The following is a 16,779-nucleotide window of genomic DNA, read 5'->3' on the forward strand; positions in this document are numbered from 1 at the left end:
CATCGAAGCCCTCAAGGACGTGACGGGCACGGTGGAGGGTGTCGCCAGGACGCTCCCCAGGCTCGCGGAGAACACGAAGGGCCTGGGAGGTTCCGACGGCGTCTTCACCCGGTACACCGACTACGGCGCCATCCAGGTGCCATGGCTGCGGGGCACGACCGCGAGAGTGACGTCGCTCGCGGGCGCCGCGGAGTCGGTTGAGGACGCGGACATGCGAGCGGCCATCCTCCGCCTGACAGGTCCGCGTCTCGAAGCGGTCATGAGTGGCGCGATGCTTCTGGCCACATGGATCGACTTCCTGCGGCTCGCGGAGGTCATTCAGAAGGACTGCCCCTTCTACGGAGTCGAGCGGCTGTTCGTGGACCTGGACCGAGTGCAGAAGCGGATCGAGCCCACGATGACAGCGCTCGCGTCCATGGACCCCGACAAGGTGCAGGCCACGGCGACAGCGATGCCCGGACTGATGGGGCAGCTCACCCTGGAGTTCCAATCCATCCAGGAAGGCGCGCGCGTGGCGATGGAGCGTGGCGGTCGCGTCGTCGCGGCGGCCCAGGTCCTCGAAATGCTCACGCTGGTTTCAGCCCTGAAGGCGACGCTGCCAAGGCCGCCGCCCGCCGCTCCCGTCACGCTGGGAGTCGGGCTCGTGATGGGCTCGGGAGGCGTGATGATGGGCTCGCGCGTCGTCGTCACCGCCGAATGGGTCGAGCGGATGCGCAGGCTGGTACAAGCGGGAGTCATCTCCGCGCCCGTCGTCAGCGCCGCGGTCCGCATCCACGCGGGTCAGGTGCTGATGTCGCAGGCGAAGCAGGACCTGCCGAAGGGTGTCCGCGAGGCACTGGGAGACAGCCCCGAAGTCCGCGCCATGCACGAGACCGGCAGGGCCGGAGCCGGGATGTCCAGCGCCCCCAGGCACCACGTCCTGCCGCAGGAGCATCGCGAGTGGTTCGAGAAGCGCGGGTTCACGGGTGAGATGGACATCGACCAGTTCTGCGTCCGGCTGGAGCAGTCACACCACGAAGCGATTCACGGCGGAGGCGACTGGAGACTGGGCCGCATGTGGCCCAGGGAGTGGAATCAACTCATCATGAGTGAACTCCGCAAAGCGGAAACCCGTCTCGGCCGGACGTTGACGCGAAACGAGGTCCTGGACATCGTGGCGCAGTACATGGACATCTATGACATTCCGCTGAGCTTCGCTCCTGCGAGACGGCGATGACCGACGGACGCTCGTGGCAGGGAAACTGGAAGGTTCGACTGTACGAGCGAGTCCACGAACGCGGCCACGCCTCGCTCACGGAATTCGCCAACTCGCGTCCCACCGTTCCCCTCCTTGAACTCGCCCAGGAGCTTGGCAGGGACGATGTCGCCGCGATCCAGGTCTTCCAGGGTCTGCTCTCCGAGGCGGAGCAGCGTCGGCAGGTAACTCGCCTGCTGCGAGATGTCTTCGCGCGCGAAGTGGCAGGGGATTTCCCCGAGGGTTGGCCCGTCATCACGGATGAGGCGACCCGATTCCAGGTGATCAAGCTGCTTGCCCGATTGGGCGCATTCACGCCGGAAACCCATGAGGCGAGTGTAAGCCGCGCGGGAGACTCACTCCTCGCATCACCGCCTCCGGCCGGCTGGCGCCCCTTGGGTCCTGACGACGCGCTCCTCCTCACGCTCCTGCCCGACAACGAAGCCTGAGCCGCGTCACCCCGCGCGCCCACCCAGCGCCTTCATCCAGATCACGACCGCCACGGCTCCCGCGTCCGGAACCCCCTTCGCGCGCTCACCCAGGTAGCTGGCCCGGCCCAGTCGCGGTGACATGCTCGCGGTCGCCTCCGCGCCCTGCTCCGCCGCGTGTGTCGCCTCCGCCCACGCGTCTCCCAGCTCCCTCCCCTCCCGGACCGCACGCACGAACGTCGTCGCCGCCGGGTGCAGCGCATCCACCATCGTCCGGTCTCCCGGCTTCGCCCCGCCCAGCTCCGACACCGCCTCCACCGCCATCTCGAACGCCTTCGCCCAGGCCGCCGCGTCCGCCGGCTTGTTCGCCAGGAAGCGCGCCGCCCGCAGCAACGCCGTCGCGTAGAACGGCCCGGAGCTGCCGCCGATGCTCCGGCGCAACGCCTGCCCCATCTCCGTCAACGCTCCCGACGGTGTGGCCCACGCCCCCTCCGGCAACGCGCGGATCGCCGCCGCGCCGCGCGCCAGGCTCAAGCCCAGGTCTCCATCCCCCGCCTTGCTGTCCAGCTCCGTCAGCCGAGCCTCCGCCGCGTCCCAGGCGTCCGCCACCGCCAGCGCCGCCGCGCGCACCCGCGACATCACCGGCTGCGGCTTCGGATGTCCCTCCACCGTCGGCAGCGCGGCGCGCGTGGGCACCACCTGGCGCCGCGTCACCACCTGCCCCCGGCCCGGCCACGCGGGCGCCTCTGTCGGCGCGTCCAACCGCGCGAGCCTCGCGTCGTCCACTTTCAGCAACGTCAGCGAGCACCCCGGCATCTCCAGCGCCGACAGGAACGTTCCCTGCCATGCGCGCTCCACCGTCACGCCCCGCTCCGCCAGGAACGCCAGCGCCCGGCGCGTCACGATGGCCAGTTCCATGGGCGGCGTGCCTCCCAACCCATTCACCATCAACGCCACCCGGTCGCCCCGGCCCACCTTCCGGTCCTCCACGATGGTGGACAGCATCGTGTCCGCCAGCACGTCCGCGGGCTGCAACGCCACCCGGCGCACCCCTTGCTCGCCGTGGATTCCCAGCCCCAGCTCCACCTCTCCCTCCCCCAACGCGAAGCCCGGCTGGCCCGCCGCCGGCACCGTGCACGGCCCCAGCGCCACGCCCATGCTGCCCAGCGCCGCGGCTGCTTCGGAGGCCTCGCGCGCCACCTCCGCCAGCGACGCTCCCGCCGCGGCCGCCGCCCCCGCCACCTTGTGCACCAGCACCACGCCAGCGATGCCCCGGCGCCGCTCGGGCTCCACCGTGTCCCGCAGCGCCACGTCGTCCGCCACCACCACCACTTCCGTGGGAATCCCCTCCGCCCGCGCCAGCTCCGCCGCGAGCCCGAAGTTGAGCCGGTCCCCCGTGTAGTTCTTCACGATGAGCAGCGCCCCCGCCGTCCCCGCCACCGCCCGGATCGCCGCCAGCACCGCGTCCGTGCTCGGTGACGTGAACACGTCCCCCGCCACCGCCGCGTGCAGCATCCCCGTCCCCACGTAGCCCGCGTGCGCCGGCTCGTGGCCGCTGCCTCCCCCCGACAACACCGCCACCCTCCGCGCCCCCAGCGCCGCCGGCACGTCCGCGCGCACCACCACCGTCTCCCCCTCCAGCAACGCCTGGCCCGGCGACAGCGCCAGGAACCCCTCCAACATCTCCTGCACCACCGCGCGCGGCGCGTTGACGAGCTTCTTCACCATCGACTCCTTGGATGGAACGAACGGGGACGGACTGCGCTCGGCATCCACCCTTCCGCCCCCATCGCGGACCGTCAAGCCGGACGTACGCCGCGAGGCCGCGGAGAGACGTTCACGTCACAGAACCCGCTTTCCCATTGACTCCGGAAGATTTCTGAGGATGATTCTCATTATCATTCGCTAAGCCGCAACAAAACACGGCGGTCCGGCGCGAAGTGCGCCCGGGCCTGGCCGGGCCCTGTCTGACATTGCCAGGACAGGCCTGGGCCGACGTGCGTCTGGATTCAGGTGATTGTCTTGAATGCTCCATCCTCCGCCCCGCGCGAGCGCACGCTGCTGTGGCTCCTCGCGGCGGTGCAGTTCACCCACGTCGTCGACTTCATGATGTTGATGCCGCTAGGCCCGTTGCTGATGCAGCGGCTCTCGCTGTCGGCGACGCGGTTCGGAGCGCTGGTGTCCGCGTACACGCTCGCGTCCGCAGCCATGGGCGTGCTGGGCGTGTTCTGGCTGGATCGCCTGGAGCGCAAGCGCACGCTGCTGATGCTCTACGCGGGCTTCATCCTCGCCACCCTCCTGTGCGGCGCGGCCACCGGGGCCACGGGCCTGCTCATCGCCCGCACCGTGGCCGGAGGCTGCGCGGGCTTGATGGGCGCCGTCGTCATCGCCATCGTCATCGACACGGTGCCCGCGGAGCGCCGGGGGCAGGCCATCGGCACGGTGATGACGGCCTACGCGCTGTCCGCCGTCGCGGGCGTGCCGCTGGGGTTGGGCCTCGCGAACCTGGGAGGCTGGCGCGCGCCGTTCATCGTCCTCGCGGGGCTCGCGGGCGTCGTGTGGCTCTTGCTCCTTCGCTTCCTGCCGCGCGTGGACGGGCACCTCCTGGCCCAGGCCTCCGGCGCATCCGTCACCCCGGGCTTCACGCCCCGGCTGGCCTTGGGCTGGGGCCTCACCTTCACGGTGGTGTTCGCCAGCTTCCTGCTCATCCCCTACCTGGGCGCCTTCATGGTGGGCAACGTGGGCCTGGCCCTCACGGACCTGCCCTGGGTGTACCTGGCGGGCGGCGCGGCCACCTTCTTCAGCTCGCGTTGGATTGGCCGGATGGCGGACCGCCTGGGCCCCGCTCGCGCGCTGGCGCTGCTGCTCGTCGCCACCATGGCGCCGCACCTGCTCTTCACCCACCTGCCTCCGTCTCCGCTGCCGGTGGTGGCCGCCGTCTTCGTGCTCTTCATGACGCTCACCTCCGGCCGCGCCATCCCCACCATGGCGCTGGTCGCGTCGCAGGTGCCGCCTGCCCTCCGGGGCCGCTACCTCGCGGTTAACATCGCCGCCAGCGACGGGGCCTCCGGGCTCGCCGCGTGGATGGGCGGCCTGCTGCTCACCACCGCACCGGACGGCACGCTCATCGGCTTCGCGCAGCTGGGCTGGCTGGCCGTGGTCATCTCCGCGCTCGCGCTCGGGCTGCTGTGGACCTTCTCGGGCCGCGCCGTGCAACTGGACGCGACGCCCGCGCCCTGAATCCCCTTCCACCCCTCACCAGGACCCTTCATGTCCCAGACAGCGCCGCGTCACCCATCACTGCCCCGTCCCATCGAGGGGGAGCTCAAGCTGGAGCGCTCCAACCAGCTGCTGGCCGAGGCCCGCAGGTGGGTCCCTGGCGTCACCCAGACGATGATGAAGAAGCCGGACCACTTCGCCCCCGGCGCCTTCCCCGTGTTCCTCACCAGGGGCAACGGCGCGCTGGTGGAGGACGCAGACGGCCAGGAGTACATCGATTACATCCAGGCGCTGGGCGCCAACATGCTGGGCCACAACCACCCAGCCGTGGTGGACACCCTCCGCAAGCACCTGTCGGAAGGCATCATCCACTCGCTGCCCACGCCGGTGGAGGTCTCCTCCGTGAAGGCGCTGGTGGAAGTGATTCCCGGCGCGCAGATGGCCCGCTTCTTCAAGACGGGCGCGGACGCCACCTCCGCCGCCGTGCGCCTGTCGCGCCACCTCACCGGCCGCGAGCACATCGTCACCGTGGGCTACAACGGCTGGCACGACCACTTCATGTATGACACGCCGGGCGTGCCCCCGACGGTCGCGAAGCTCACCACGCGCCTGCCCCTCTTCACGCCCCCGGACGAGCCCGCGCTCCTCGAGCACATCGAGAAGCACGGCGCCCAGCTGGCCTGCGTGCTGCTGGCCATCCCGTACAACCGCACCGTCACCCGCGAGTTCCTGCTTCAGGTGAAGGAGACCTGCGCGAAGCACGGCGTGCTGTTCGTCCTGGACGAGGTCGTCACCGGCTTCCGTCTGGCCCTGGGCGGCGCGCAGCAGTTCTTCGACATCCAGGCGGACTTCGTCACCCTGTCCAAGGGCATCGCCGCGGGCATGCCCCTGTCCGCCATCGCCGGCCCGGAGAAGTACCTCTCCCGCCTGAGCGAGCTCCAGGTCTCCACCACGTTCGGCGGCGAGATGCTCTCACTGGCCGTGTGTGAGGCTGTCATCAACGAGTACCGCCGCACCAATTACGTGGAGCACATCGCCAGCCTGGGCCGCCGCCTGCGCGACGGCGTCAATGCCCACGCGCGTGAGACGGGCTCCAGCCTGGAGGTCATCGGCTACGACTCCGTGCCCTTCTTCCGCTTCAGCAAGGTCATCCCCGAGCACATCGAGCAGATGATCCCCTTCCAGGCCGGCATGGCCCGCCGGGGCGTCCTCCTCCGCCGCGACCTGAACTTCATCAGCGCCGTGCACACCGTGGAGCAGATCGATCACACCATCGCCGCCGCCGGCGAGGTGCTCCGCGAGACAGCCTCCGCCAAGGCCAGCGCCGCCTGAGACTGAAACAATCGCTCTACCACCGCCCGTGAAGCCAGACATGGGGCGGCTCCATGCATCAGCCACCTTGACAGGAATTCGCGGCCATGGCACTTCCGGGCCCGTAAATTGAGAATGGTTATCATTTTCATTCAAAGAATCCAGGAGGGCGGCGGATGTCTTCGATGACGGGGCACGCGGTGGTGACGGGCGCGGCGCAAGGCATTGGCGCCGCGGTCGCACGCAAGCTGGCGCGCACGATGCCCGTCGCGGTGTTCGACCAGAACGCCTCGGGATTGGAGCTGCTGGTGGCGGAGCTGCGCCAGCAGGGCCTGAAGGCCACCGCGTTCCCGGTAGACGTGCGCGACAAGGACGGCATCGAGGACGCCATCGCGCACATCGACTCCAAGCTGGGCCCCATCCAGGTACTGGCCAACGTGGCGGGCATCCTGCGCATGGGGTCCGTGCTCACGCAGAGCGACGCGGACTGGATGTCCACCTTCGCCGTCAACACCCACGGCGTGTTCCATGTGTCGCGCGCGGTGGCCCGGCACATGGTCCCCCGCCGCTCCGGCGCCATCGTGACGGTGGGCTCCAACGCGGCCGGCGTGCCGCGCATGCAGATGGCGGCCTACGCGGCGTCCAAGGCCGCCTCCACCATGTTCACCAAGTGCCTGGGGTTGGAGCTGGCCGAGCACGGCATCCGCTGCAACATCGTGTCTCCGGGCTCCACCGACACCGCCATGCAGCGGGGCATGTGGACGGACGAGTCCGGCCCCGCGCGTGTCATCCAGGGCTCGCTGGACACGTACCGCACGGGCATCCCGCTGCGCCGCATCGCCACGCCGGATGACATCGCGGAGGCCGTGGTGTTCCTCGCGTCCGACCAGGCCCGGCACATCACGATGCACGACTTGTGTATCGACGGCGGCGCCACGCTGGGCGTGTAGCGCGCCCGCGGTGTTCGCCGCCCCTTCCCTGACCTTCCCACAGACGTCGTCCCGAGTTGAGAATGATTCCTGATACCAAAATCACTGAGCGACAGCCGGACGCGCGGACGGTGGACGGCGTGGTGGGCGCGCCGGCCGTGTCGCGGGAGCCGGAGCAGGAGGCGCTCTCTTCGCGGCTCCTGCGCGACTACGACGCGGGCGCGTTCTTCTTCGCCTCTCCCAAGCGCACCATGCTGGCGCGCGGCGTGTTCGCCACGGTGCCGGACGCGGGCGGGGTGAACTCGCTGGACGGCCTGCCGGAGCGCGTGGCCTCGGTGCTCAACGCCTCGCGGGACGCGGCGCATGACATCCCGGTGGCGGTGGGCGCGGTGCCCTTCGACGGCAAGGTGGCGGCGCACCTCGTGGTGCCCAACACGATCCAGCGCGCGGGGCCCATGGTGTTCGACACGGCTGCCCTGGCGCGGGCTCCCCTGGCCGGTCAGTACACGCTGCGGCCGGTGCCGGAGCCCTCCGCGTACAAGGACGGCGTGGCTGCGGCGCTGAAGCTCATGCAGGAGGGCCCGCTGCGCAAGGTGGTGCTGTCGCGCTCCCTGCACGTGGACACGGCGGCGCCCGTGGACCTGCGGCAGCTCTTGCACAACCTGGCCCGGCGCAACCCGCATGGGTACACCTTCGCGGTGGACCTGCCGCAGCGCGCGGACGCGGCCCCCGGCGCGGGCCGGCGCACGCTCATCGGCGCGAGCCCGGAGCTGCTGGTGGCGCGCTCTGGCCTCCAGGTCCTGGCCAATCCGCTGGCGGGCTCCGCCGCGCGCAGCACGGATCCGGTGGAGGACCAGGCGCGGGCCACGCGGCTGATGGCGTCGCCCAAGGACCTGCACGAGCACGCGGTCGTCATCGACGCGGTGGCGGAGGCGCTTCGGCCCTTCTGCAAGACGCTGGACGTGCCCAGGGGCCCGTCGCTCGTGAGCACCCAGACGATGTGGCACCTGTCTACCCGCATCACGGGTGAGCTGAAGGACCCGTCCATCACTTCTCTGACGCTGGCGCTGGCCATGCACCCCACCCCGGCGGTGTGCGGCCACCCGACGGCGCTCGCGCACGAGGCCATCGCGAACCTCGAGCCGTTCCACCGCGGCTACTTCACGGGCACGGTGGGCTGGTGCGACGCGAACGGCGACGGTCAGTGGGCGGTCACCATCCGCTGCGCGGAGGCCGATGAGCGCACGCTGCGCCTCTTCGCGGGCGCGGGCATCGTCGTGGGCTCCACGCCGGAGGCGGAGCTCGCGGAGACCGAGGCCAAGTTCCGCACCATGCTCCAGGCCATGGGCCTGGGCCTCGAGGTGCAGCCGTGAGCACCGCTCGGGAACACCTGGCCGGCTGCCCCACGTGGCCGGAGGACTTCGCCCGGCGCTACCGTGAGGCCGGTTACTGGCGTGGGGAGACCTTCGGCCAGCTCCTGCGCGACCGCGCCCGGGATTTCGGGGCGCGCGTGGCGCTGGTGGGCGGCACGCACCGCTGGACGTACGCGGAGCTGGATGCGCGCGTGGACCGCATGGCCGCGGGCTTCCACGCGCTGGGCATCCGCGCGCGCGACCGCGTGGTGGTGCAGCTGCCCAACGTGCCGGAGTTCTATGAGGTCATCTTCGCGCTGTTCCGCATGGGCGCGCTGCCGGTGTTCGCGCTGCCGGCGCACCGCGCTTCGGAGATCGGCTACTTCTGCGCCTTCACGGAGGCCGTCGCGTACGTCATCCCGGACCGCTTCGGTGGCTTCGACTACCGGGGGCTCGCGGAGCAGGTGAAGGCCGCCACGCCCACGCTGAAGCACGTGCTGGTGCTGGGGGACGCGGGTGCGCATACGGCGCTGGCCTCCGTGCCCGCGGAGCCCCTGGCGCTGGAGGGCCCTTCGCCCTCCGACGTGGCGTTCTTCCAGCTGTCCGGCGGCAGCACCGGCGTGCCGAAGCTCATCCCGCGCACGCACGACGACTACATCTACAGCCTGCGCGCCAGCGTGGACGTGTGCCAGTTCACCTCGGAGACGGTGTACCTGTGCGCGCTGCCAGCGGCGCACAACTTCCCCATGTCCTCGCCCGGCGTGCTGGGGACGTTCTACGCGGGCGGCACGGCGGTGATGGCGCTGAACCCCAGCCCGGACGTGGCCTTCCCGCTCATCGAGCGCGAGCGCGTCACCGTCACCGCGCTGGTGCCACCGCTGACCATGGTGTGGCTGGACTCGACGCTGGCGAAGAAGCACGACCTGTCCAGCCTGAAGGTCCTCCAGGTGGGCGGCGCCCGGTTGAGCGACGAGGCCGCCGCGCGCGTGCGCCCCACGCTGGGCTGTGGGCTCCAGCAGGTCTTCGGCATGGCCGAGGGCCTGGTGAACTACACGCGGCTGGACGACCCGGAGACGCGCATCGTCACCACGCAGGGCCGCCCCATGTCGGACGCGGACGAACTGCGCGTGGTGGACGACGACGACGTGCCGGTGGCTCCGGGTGAGACGGGGCACCTGCTCACGCGCGGGCCGTACACGATCCGCGGCTACTACAAGGCGGACGCGCACAACGCGAAGGCCTTCACTCCGGACGGCTTCTACCGCACGGGCGACCTGGTGCGCCTGACGCCCGAGGGCTACCTCGTGGTGGAGGGGCGCGCGAAGGATCAGATCAACCGGGGCGGCGACAAGGTCGCGGCGGAGGAGGTGGAGAACCACCTGCTCGCCCACCCTTCCGTCAGCGACGCCGCGGTGGTGGCCATCCCGGACAAGTTCCTGGGCGAACGCACCTGCGCCGTCGTCATCCCCCGAGGCGAGGCCCCCGCCCCCTCCGCGCTCAACGCCTTCCTGCGCCAGCGCGGCCTGGCGTCGTTCAAGATCCCCGACCGCATCGAGTTCGTCGCGGCCTTCCCGCAGACGGGCGTCGGCAAGGTCAGCAAGAAGGCGCTGCGCGACAGCCTGCGCCAGTCCCTCTCCACTCCTTCTCCCTGAAACAGGAGCCCTCCATGGCACTGCCTGCCATTGCCCCCTACTCCATGCCCGGCGCGGCGGACCTGCCCCGGAACAAGCTCGCCTGGACGCCGGAGCCCCAGCGCTGCGTCCTGCTCATCCACGACATGCAGCGCTACTTCGTGGACGCCTTCACCCAGGGGCAGTCCCCGGTGACGGACCTGGTGGCCAACATCCAGCGCCTGCGCGAGCACGCGGTGAAGCTGGGCATCCCCGTCATCTACTCCGCGCAGCCGGGAGACCAGACGCCGGAGCAGCGCGGCCTCCAACTGGAGTTCTGGGGCCCCGGCGTCCGCGCCGGCCCGAAGCAGCAGATCATCGACGAGCTCACCCCGGCCCAGGGCGACACCGTCCTCACCAAGTGGCGCTACAGCGCGTTCCGCAACACGCGCCTGATGGACCTGATGCGCGAGCACGGGCGCGACCAGCTCATCATCTGCGGCATCTACGCGCACATCGGCTGCCTGCAGACGGCCAGCGATGGCTCCATGAGTGAGATCCGCCCCTTCCTCGTCGCGGACGCCGTCGCGGACTTCTCGCTGGAGAAGCACCAGATGGCGCTGGAGTACGCCTCGAAGCTCGTGGCGTTCGTCACCACCACGCAGCAGCTCATGGACGCGATGCCGGTTCAGTCGGCCGGCGCGGCGGTGGACCGCGATCAGCTTCGCGCGGACGTGGCGGAGCTGCTGATGGAGTCCGCGTCCGCGATTGGCGAGGACGACAACCTGCTCGAGCGCGGCATGGACTCCATCCGCCTGATGAGCTTGGTGGAGCGCTGGCGGCAGGGAGGCACGGAGGTGTCCTTCGTGGAGCTCGCGGAGAAGCCGACGCTCACCGACTGGTACGCGCTGCTCGCCGCGAAGCAGCCTGTCGCGATGGCCCCTGGCGCTCGCGTCTCTTGACCCGCCCTCGGGGCGGCCCCTTCTTCCCCTCGGAGTTTCCCCGTCATGCTTCCCCCATCCCAGGACCACCGCCCGCTGACCGCGGCCCAGCACGGCATCTGGGTGGGGCAACAGCTCGACCTGAAGAGCCCCGTCTACAACGCCGGGGAGTGCATCGAGCTCCGCGGCGCCGTGGACCCCGTGCGCTTCGAGTCCGCCCTGCGCAAGGCGGTGGCGGACGCGGACGCGCTGCACTCGCGCTTCGTCGCGGGCGCGGAGGGTCCGGTCCAGCGCATCGACGCGGGGACGGACTGGACGCTCCAGCACGTGGACCTGAGCGGCGAGGCCGATCCCTGGGCCGCCGCGCGGGAGTGGATGTGGAGGGACCTGGGCCGCACGGTGGACCTGGGCACTGGCCCGCTGTTCGCGCAGGCGCTGCTCACCGTGGGGCCGGAGCGGTCCTTCTGGTTTCAGCGCATCCACCACATCGCCATGGATGGCTATGGTTTCTCGCTGCTCGCCCGGCGGGTGGCGGAGCTCTACACGGCGGAGGTGACGGGCAAGGCCGCGCCGGCGGGGTTCAACCGGCTGGGCCCCGTGCTGGAAGAGGACGTCGCGTACTGGAGCGGCGCCCAGTTTGAGAAGGACCGCGACTTCTGGGTGAAGCGCTTCGAGGACGCGCCGGTGCCTCCGCTGCTCGCGGAGGCGGCCCCCATGTCGTCGCGCTTCCTGCGGCGGTCGGAGCACCTGCGGCCGGAGTTGATGGCGGCGCTGCAGGCGGGCGCGAAGCAGGCGGGCGTGAGCTGGTCCGACCTGGTGCTGGCCGTGACGGCCATCTACCTGCACCAGCGCACGGGCGCGCCGGAGGCCGTGCTGGGCCTGCCGGTGATGGGCCGGCTGGGTTCGGCGTCGCTGCGCGTGCCGTGCATGGCCATGAACATCGTTCCGCTGCGCGTCTCCGTAAGGCCGGACGCGGGGCTGTACGCGCTGGCTCGCGACGTGGCGGCGGAGATGAAGGCCGCGCGTCCGCACCTGCGCTACCGCTACGAGCAGCTGCGGCGCGACCTGCGCCTCGTGGGTGGACAGCGCAAGCTGTTCGGCCCCGTCGTCAACATCATGCCGTTCGACTACGCCCTGGACTTCGCGGGCGTGCCGGGCACGGCGCACAACATCTCCGCGGGTCCGGTGGAGGACCTGTCCTTCGGCTTCCATGCGCGGTCGGGTGGAACGGCCCTGCGCGTGGATCTGGACGCGAATCCCTCCTGCTACACGGAGGCCGCGCTCAAGGAACACCAGCGCGGGTTCCTCCAGTTGCTGGAGTCGTTGCTGGCTCAGCCGGAGCAGCCGGTGCGGCGTTCCGCGACGGGCGAGGTTGGCTCCGTCCTGGATGGCGGACCGGTGCCGCCGGTGCGCCCGGTGCTGGAGCTGCTGAAGGCCCAGGCCGAGGTCCGTCCGGACGCGGTCGCGCTGGAGCACGGCCGCTGGCGGATGACCTACCGCGAGCTGGTGACGGCGTCGCAGGCGCTGGCTTCGCGGTTGGTTGAAGCGGGCGTGCGGCCCGACACGGCGGTGGCGGTGAAGGTGCCCCGGGGCATCGACGCCATCGTGTCCAGCCTGGGCATCCTGTTCGCGGGCGCGGGTTACCTGCCCATCGACCCGACCGGACCGGCCACGCGCAACGCGGCCATCCTCCAGGACGCGCGGCCCGCCGTGATGGTGGTGTCCGAGCGCCCCTTGCCCGACACGGATCCAACCGCGCCGGGTGGGCTCGTCGTGCAGCGGCTGGACCAGGCCGCCACCTCGGCGCCGGATTCGACGGAGCCTGCCAGCGCGGCGGCTCCAGCTGCCCAACGGCCAGGTGCACGCGATGCGGAAGCCGCGTCGAGCGCCGAGGTCCGGCTCGCTTACGTCATCTACACATCTGGCTCCACGGGGCAGCCCAACGGCGTGCAGATTTCGCACGGGGCGCTGGCCCACTTCGTCGCGAGCGCGACGCAGCGCTACCGCGTCGGTCCCGAGGACCGGGTCCTCCAGTTCGCTCCGCTCCACTTCGACGCGAGCGTGGAGGAGATCTTCGTCACGCTGTGCGCGGGCGGGCGGCTGGTGCTGCGCACGGACGAGATGCTCCAGTCGGTGCCGCGCCTCATGGAGGCCTGCGCCGAAGCGGGCATCACCCTGCTCGACCTGCCCACCGCCTTCTGGCACGAGCTGGCCTACAGCCTGTCCACCGGCGCTGCCCGGCTGCCCGACGCGCTTCGCACCGTCATCATCGGCGGCGAGGCGGCGCTGCCGGAGCGCATCGTCCGCTGGAAGGACGTCGCCGACGACCGCGTGCGCCTGCTCAACACCTACGGCCCCACCGAGGCCACCGTCGTCGCCACCGTCGCGGAGATCGCGGGGCCGGACGCCCTGCCCTCCAGTGACGAGGTCCCCATCGGCCGCCCGCTGCCCGGTGTCATCGCCGCGGTCGTCACGCCGCAAGGACGGCTGGCCGCCCCCGGCAAGGAGGGCGAGCTGTGCCTCATGGGCGGCGCGCTCGCTCGCGGCTACCTGGGCCGCCCGGAGCTGGATGCCGCCCGCTTCACCCGCCTGGACGCGGTGGAGGGAACGCCCCGCGCCTACCGCACCGGCGACAAGGTGCGCGTGCGCGAAGACGGCCAGCTGGTGTTCGTGGGCCGCGTGGACGATGAGTTCAAGATCAGCGGCCACCGCATCGACCCGGCTGAAGTCGAAACCGTGTTGCTGAAGTACCCCGGTATCCGCGAGGCCGCCGTCGTCGGACAGGTGCTGCCGGGCGGCTCCCGCCGGCTGTGCGCGCACCTGGTGGCCTCGCCCGAGCCGTCGCCCGCGGAGCTGCGCAAGCACCTGCTCGCGGCGCTGCCCGCCCCCATGGTGCCCGGCGCCTTCGCCTTCGCGGAGCGGCTGCCGCGCACCAGCACCGGGAAGATCGACCGCAAGGCCCTCCAGAACGCGACGCCCGCGGACGAGAGCGCCGCGCTGCTCGCCTCCGCGACCCCCATGGAGCGCACGGTGCTGGAGGTCTGGGAGCAGGTGCTGGGCCGCGCCGCCACGTCGCTCCAGGACGACTTCTTCGAGCTGGGCGGCCAGTCCCTCCAGAGCATCCAGGTGGCCAACCGCCTGGGCATCGCCGTGGGCCGCGACGTCCCCGTGGCCACCGTCTTCAAGCACCCCACCGTGTCCGGCCTCGCCCAGGCGCTCCAGGGAGGAAGCACGGGCGGCGCGGAGGCTGGCGGCCTCACCGCCGCGATGCTCGCGGACGCGGAGCTCGGCGAGGACATCGTCCCCTCCACGACGGGCGAGGCCTGGGCGCGCGAGCCGTCGCGCCAGGACTACCGCCAGGTGCTGCTCACGGGTGCCACCGGCTTCGTCGGCGCGCACCTGCTCCACCAACTCCTGACCCGAACGGACGCGCGCATCATCTGCCCCGTGCGCGCGAAGGACGAGGCGCAGGCGATGGAGCGGCTGCGCTCGGCGCTGACCGGCCAGAAGCTGCCCCTGAACGGACTGGAGGCGCGGGTGCTCGCGCTTCCGGCGGACCTCTCCCAGCCCCTGCTGGGCCTGGACGCCACGCGCTTCCACGGGCTCGCGGCCGAGTGCGACGCGGTCATCCACAACGCCGCCGTGGTCAGCGTGGTACGCGAGTACGGCAGCCTCCAGGGCGTCAACGTGCGCGGCACGCGCGAGCTGCTCAAGCTGGCCGCCGCCGTCCGCCCCAAGCCCTTCCACTACGTGTCCACGCTGGCGGTGGCGCCCCAGGCGAACCTGTCCCCGGACGTGCCGGAGGCCTTCGTCCCCGCGCACCCGGGCCTTCGCGACGGCTACCAGCAGAGCAAGTGGATCGCGGAGCGGCTGGTGCAACAGGCCTCCGAGCGCGGCCTGCCCGCGACGGTGTACCGCCTGGGCCGCGTGGTGGGCGCTCCGGACACCGCGCTCGTCAACACGCAGGACCTGGTGTGGCGCATCGTGCTCGCGGGCCTGCCCGTGCGCGCCCTGCCGCTCCTGGACGTGGGCGAGGTCTGGACGCCGGTGGACTTCGTGGCCAGCGCCATCGTCCAGCTCTCTCGCGCGTCGCATCCGGGCGCGGTGTTCAACGTGACGCCCGCCGCGGAGGTGCGCCTGTCGGAGCTCTTCGGCTGGGTGCGCGACTACGGCTACCCGCTGGACTTGTGCCACGTGCCGGAGTGGCGCGACCGCGTCGCGAAGGGCTCCGGCGGCCACGACGCCACGCTCGCGTTCTTCGACTTGCGCAGCGGGGACTCCACTCCGGCCTTCGGCCTGGGCCCCATCCGCTGTGAGCGGTTGTTGGCCGCGCTGGAGGGCACCGGCGTCCGCTGCCCTCCCACGGACCGGACCCTCCTCTACCGATACCTCGACTCCTGCGTCGCGCAGGGAATCCTGCCCCCGAAAGTGACGGCGCTCCCGTGACGAACTCCTCCTGGTCCCCCTCCTCCTGGCGGGCGAAACCGGTCCGCTACATCCCCGACGACTACCCGGACCCGTCCGCCCTGGCGCGCGTGGAGGCGGAGTTGGCGCGCCTGCCGCCGCTCGTGCACGCCGAGGAGACCCGCCGTCTGCGCGAAGCCCTGGGACAGGTGGCCGAGGGCAAAGCCTTCCTGCTCCAGGGCGGCGACTGCGCGGAGAGCTTCAAGGAGTTCTCCGCGCGGAACGTGCGCGACACCTTCCAGTTGCTGCTCCAGATGGCGGGCGTGCTCACGTTCGCGGGTGGCTGCCCGGTGGTGAAGGTGGGCCGCATCGCCGGCCAGTTCGCCAAGCCGCGCTCCAACGCCACGGAGACCGTCAACGGCGTCACCCTGCCCAGCTACCGCGGCGACATCATCAACGGCATGGACTTCGACGCGCGCGAGCGCACACCGGATCCCCAGCGCCTGCTGCGCGCGTACCACCAGTCCGCGGAGACGCTGCAACTGGTGCGGGCCTTCGCGCGCGAGGGCTACACGGACCTGACCCGCCTCCTGGGCCACCGGCCGGAGTCCGAAGGCGCCGTGCGCCCGGTGGACTTCTTCACCAGCCACGAGGCCCTGCTCCTCAACGTCGAACAGGCCATGACCCGCGTCGATGAGGCGACGGGCGGCTGGTACGACACGTCCGCGCACATGCTCTGGATTGGCGAGCGCACCCGCCAACTGGACGGCGGCCACGTGGAGTTCATGCGCGGCATCCAGAACCCCATCGGGCTCAAGTGCGGTCCCACGATGGAGCCGGACGACCTGGTCCGCCTCATCGACACGCTCAACCCCCAGGGCCTCCCCGGAAAGCTCACGCTCATCGGGCGCTTCGGTTCGGATCAGGTCGCCGCGCGCCTGCCCCGGCTGATGGCCGCCACCCGGCGCCACGGCAGCCCCGTGGTGTGGTCCATCGACCCGATGCACGGCAACACGCACAAGGCCAGCAACGGCTACAAGACGCGCTCGCTGGAGCGGATCCTCGCGGAGGTGATGGGCTTCCTCCAGGTCGCCGCCGCCGAGGGCGTGCACCCCGGTGGCCTCCACCTGGAGATGACCGGTCAGGACGTCACCGAGTGCCTGGGCGGCCCGCTGGACGTGTCCGAGGACGACCTCTCCGACCGCTACCACACGCACTGTGATCCGCGCCTCAACGCAGACCAATCCCTCCAGCTCGCGTTCCGCGTCGCGGACGGCCTCCACACCACGGTGCGCACCCCTCAGGACCGCGCTGCCTGACTTGCCATGGAGCCTTGACAGTCCGGAGTACG

At 71.2% G+C, this 16,779-nt stretch carries 11 protein-coding genes; 10 read left to right on the forward strand and 1 reads right to left on the reverse strand.

Features of this window, described 5'->3' with window-relative positions:
- The first annotated feature begins 19 nt into the window (after positions 1 to 19).
- Both JYJ93_RS24060 and JYJ93_RS24065 read left to right on the forward strand, forming a co-directional pair.
- Complete coding sequence (locus JYJ93_RS24060) at positions 20 to 1,216, forward strand: DUF2380 domain-containing protein (RefSeq protein WP_330166737.1); 1,197 nt, start codon at positions 20 to 22, stop codon at positions 1,214 to 1,216.
- Positions 1,213 to 1,683 (forward strand): NUDIX hydrolase, encoded by a 471-nt coding sequence (locus tag JYJ93_RS24065; RefSeq protein ID WP_206795017.1) that lies wholly within the window; start codon positions 1,213 to 1,215, stop codon positions 1,681 to 1,683. The genes JYJ93_RS24060 and JYJ93_RS24065 overlap by 4 nt, the downstream gene beginning before the upstream one ends.
- A 6-nt stretch (positions 1,684 to 1,689) precedes the next feature.
- Here JYJ93_RS24065 and dhaL read toward each other — a convergent pair whose 3' ends face one another.
- Entirely contained in the window at positions 1,690 to 3,390 is a 1,701-nt protein-coding gene (gene dhaL, locus JYJ93_RS24070) for a dihydroxyacetone kinase subunit DhaL (RefSeq protein ID WP_242543911.1), read from the reverse strand.
- 285 nt (positions 3,391 to 3,675) lie between these two features.
- Here dhaL and mxcK point away from each other — a divergent pair, with 285 nt between their 5' ends.
- The 8 genes from mxcK to JYJ93_RS24110 all read left to right on the forward strand — a co-directional run bounded on the left by mxcK (position 3,676) and on the right by JYJ93_RS24110 (position 16,747).
- Complete coding sequence (gene mxcK, locus JYJ93_RS24075; RefSeq protein WP_206795019.1) at positions 3,676 to 4,902, forward strand: myxochelin export MFS transporter MxcK; 1,227 nt, start codon at positions 3,676 to 3,678, stop codon at positions 4,900 to 4,902.
- 30 nt (positions 4,903 to 4,932) lie between these two features.
- Positions 4,933 to 6,213 carry a myxochelin B biosynthesis transaminase MxcL gene (mxcL, locus tag JYJ93_RS24080; protein ID WP_206795021.1) on the forward strand — a complete coding sequence of 427 codons (1,281 nt, stop codon included), beginning with the start codon at positions 4,933 to 4,935 and terminating at the stop codon, positions 6,211 to 6,213.
- Positions 6,214 to 6,368: 155 nt separating this feature from the next.
- Positions 6,369 to 7,142: a 2,3-dihydro-2,3-dihydroxybenzoate dehydrogenase gene (locus JYJ93_RS24085; protein ID WP_206795023.1), complete on the forward strand. Its 774-nt coding sequence runs from the start codon at positions 6,369 to 6,371 to the stop codon at positions 7,140 to 7,142.
- 62 nt (positions 7,143 to 7,204) lie between these two features.
- Positions 7,205 to 8,494: an isochorismate synthase DhbC gene (gene dhbC / locus JYJ93_RS24090; protein WP_206795025.1), complete on the forward strand. Its 1,290-nt coding sequence runs from the start codon at positions 7,205 to 7,207 to the stop codon at positions 8,492 to 8,494.
- Positions 8,491 to 10,125 carry a (2,3-dihydroxybenzoyl)adenylate synthase gene (locus JYJ93_RS24095; RefSeq protein ID WP_206795027.1) on the forward strand — a complete coding sequence of 545 codons (1,635 nt, stop codon included), beginning with the start codon at positions 8,491 to 8,493 and terminating at the stop codon, positions 10,123 to 10,125. Before dhbC ends, JYJ93_RS24095 begins: the two co-directional genes overlap by 4 nt.
- Before the next feature lie 14 nt (positions 10,126 to 10,139).
- Positions 10,140 to 11,045: an isochorismatase family protein gene (locus tag JYJ93_RS24100; protein WP_206795029.1), complete on the forward strand. Its 906-nt coding sequence runs from the start codon at positions 10,140 to 10,142 to the stop codon at positions 11,043 to 11,045.
- A 45-nt stretch (positions 11,046 to 11,090) separates the two neighbouring features.
- Positions 11,091 to 15,470, forward strand: coding sequence for a myxochelin non-ribosomal peptide synthetase MxcG (mxcG, locus tag JYJ93_RS24105; RefSeq protein ID WP_206795030.1), 4,380 nt, complete (start codon positions 11,091 to 11,093; stop codon positions 15,468 to 15,470).
- Positions 15,467 to 16,747 (forward strand): 3-deoxy-7-phosphoheptulonate synthase class II, encoded by a 1,281-nt coding sequence (locus JYJ93_RS24110; RefSeq protein WP_206795032.1) that lies wholly within the window; start codon positions 15,467 to 15,469, stop codon positions 16,745 to 16,747. Before mxcG ends, JYJ93_RS24110 begins: the two co-directional genes overlap by 4 nt.
- The last annotated feature ends 32 nt before the right edge of the window (positions 16,748 to 16,779 follow it).

Origin of the sequence: Corallococcus sp. NCSPR001 (assembly GCF_017309135.1) — a bacterium.
GTDB lineage: Bacteria > Myxococcota > Myxococcia > Myxococcales > Myxococcaceae > Corallococcus.

What these genes read in the sequence shown, in the direction of transcription:
- JYJ93_RS24065 (WP_206795017.1), top strand. Translation starts at nt 1,213, where the DNA reads ATGACCGACGGACGCTCGTGGCAGGGAAACTGGAAGGTTCGACTGTAC.
- dhaL (WP_242543911.1), bottom strand. Translation starts at nt 3,390, where the DNA reads ATGGTGAAGAAGCTCGTCAACGCGCCGCGCGCGGTGGTGCAGGAGATG.
- mxcL (WP_206795021.1), top strand. Translation starts at nt 4,933, where the DNA reads ATGTCCCAGACAGCGCCGCGTCACCCATCACTGCCCCGTCCCATCGAG.
- JYJ93_RS24085 (WP_206795023.1), top strand. Translation starts at nt 6,369, where the DNA reads ATGTCTTCGATGACGGGGCACGCGGTGGTGACGGGCGCGGCGCAAGGC.
- dhbC (WP_206795025.1), top strand. Translation starts at nt 7,205, where the DNA reads ATGATTCCTGATACCAAAATCACTGAGCGACAGCCGGACGCGCGGACG.
- JYJ93_RS24100 (WP_206795029.1), top strand. Translation starts at nt 10,140, where the DNA reads ATGGCACTGCCTGCCATTGCCCCCTACTCCATGCCCGGCGCGGCGGAC.
- mxcG (WP_206795030.1), top strand. Translation starts at nt 11,091, where the DNA reads ATGCTTCCCCCATCCCAGGACCACCGCCCGCTGACCGCGGCCCAGCAC.